Annotated in this window: 1 protein-coding gene; it reads left to right on the top strand. The window is 74.6% G+C overall.

Annotation, left to right across the window (positions count from 1 at the left end):
• A partial coding sequence (locus tag AF1_RS32575; RefSeq protein ID WP_217999881.1) for a polyketide synthase dehydratase domain-containing protein occupies nt 1-1256 on the top strand: 1256 nt, incomplete at both ends.

Genomic DNA, 1256 nt, shown 5'->3' with positions numbered 1-1256 from the left:
AACTGTTCGTCCGCGGCGTCCCCCTGGACTGGGCCGGGATTCTGCCGAGTGGTGCGACCTCCCGGCATGTGGACCTGCCGACCTACGCCTTCGACCACCGGCACTACTGGCTCCAGCCGGACGAGCGGGCCGACGTCGCGTCGCTGGGGCAGGCGGCGGCGGGCCACCCGCTGCTCGGTGCGGTCGTGCGGCTGCCGCGGTCCGACGGCCTGGTGTTCACCTCACGTCTCTCGTTGCGGACGCATCCCTGGCTGGCCGACCACGCGATCGGCGGCATGGTGCTCTTCCCCGGCACCGGGCTGGTCGAGCTGGCCCTGCGTGCCGGCGACGAGGCCGGGTGCCCGGTGCTGGACGAGCTCGTGACCGAGGCGCCGCTGGTGGTACCTGAGCACGGCGGGGTTCGGCTGCAGGTCGCGGTGAGCGGGCCTGACGACACCGGGGCGCGCACAGTGGACGTGTACTCGCAGCGTGAGGACGGCGCGGACGTGTGGACCCGGCACGCCACCGGTGTGCTGTCGGCGACCCCGGGTAGCGGCGCCGGGTTCGACTTCACCTCGTGGCCGCCGCCGGGGGCGCGGGAGGTCGAGGCCGGGACCTTCTACGCCGACCTGATTGAGCGCGGCTACGCCTACGGGCCGCTGTTCCAGGGCGTGCGCACGGTGTGGCGGCGCGGCGAGGAGGTCTTCGCCGAGGTCGCCCTGCCCGACGAGCACCGGGAGGGTGCCGCCGGGTTCGGCATCCATCCAGCGTTGCTGGACGCGGCCCTACAGACCGGAACGATCGCAGCCGCGGCCGCGGAGGAGCGATCCGGGCAGTCGGTGATGCCGTTCGCCTGGAACGGGTTGACGCTGCATGCCGTCGGTGCGTCGGCGTTGCGGGTCCGGGTCGCGCGGTGCGGTCCGGACATGATGACCGTCGAGGCATCCGACCAGACCGGCGGCCCGGTCCTGACGATGGACTCTCTGGTGCTGCGGGCCGTGTCCGCCGCGCGGCTGGAGACGGCGGCGGACACGGCGGCCGGCGATGCGCTGTTCCGGGTGGACTGGACCGAACTGCCTCCGGCGCGGGAGGAGCCCGCGCCCGCGTGGGTGGCGGTGGCCACCGCCGACGACGTGGCGGCCCTGGGCGGGGACGTGCCCGCGGTGGCGGTCCTGGAGGCGGTGGGCGGGGGCGACTCGCACGCGGCGCTGGCGCTGACGTGCCGGGTGCTGGACGTCGTGCAGGTGTGGCTCGCCGAGATCGCGGAGGCGCGGCTC

Source organism: Actinomadura formosensis NBRC 14204 (assembly GCF_001552155.1).
GTDB lineage: Bacteria > Actinomycetota > Actinomycetes > Streptosporangiales > Streptosporangiaceae > Spirillospora > Spirillospora formosensis.
The sequence above is the reverse complement of the archived record's forward strand: the minus strand, read 5'-3'. Positions and strand labels throughout refer to the sequence as shown.